The organism is Actinacidiphila bryophytorum (assembly GCF_016916835.1).
Lineage (GTDB): Bacteria > Actinomycetota > Actinomycetes > Streptomycetales > Streptomycetaceae > Actinacidiphila > Actinacidiphila bryophytorum.
Genome location: NZ_JAFFIX010000079.1, coordinates 1 through 612, shown reverse-complemented (window position 1 = coordinate 612; position 612 = coordinate 1). Strand labels below are relative to the sequence as shown.

Sequence of the window (612 nt, the reverse complement as noted above, 5' to 3'; positions counted from 1 at the left end):
CCGGCATCCTGTCGACGTACGTCACGCATGCGGTCATCAGCCACAACGAGGTCTCGAACCTGGCCTACGACGGCATCGACGTCGGCTGGGGCTGGGGCGCCAACGACCCCGGCGGCAGCCAGGACTACCGCAACCGCGGCCTGTACGACTACCAGCCCGTCTACACCACGCCCACCACGCTGAAGAACACCGTCGTCAGCTACAACTCGGTGCACGGCACCAAGAAGGTGTTCCACGACGGCGGGAGCATCTACAACCTGTCGGCCAATCCCGGCGCGAGCATCGACCACAACTACATCTACGACAACCAGCACACGGTGGGTCTCTACCTCGACGAGGGCTCCCGCTACGTCAGCCTGAAGAACAACGTCATCCAGGACTCCGGCGTCTGGGCCTTCACCAACGCGGGCAGCACCAACAACACCAACGACAGCACCTTCGACACCAACTGGTACAACTCCGGAGCCACCCAGGTCGCCACCGGCTCACCCCACAACAACATCCTGACCGGCAACGTCCAGGTCAGCGGCACCAACTGGCCCTCCGGTGCACAGCAGGTCATCGCGCAGGCGGGTGCGTCGAGCGGTACGGGCACGGGAAGCTCGGGTGCGC

At 64.7% G+C, this 612-nt stretch carries 1 pseudogene; it reads left to right on the top strand.

Annotation, left to right across the window (positions count from 1 at the left end):
- A pseudogene (locus tag JT723_RS34675) lies at positions 1-612 on the top strand (right-handed parallel beta-helix repeat-containing protein); the annotation flags it as partial.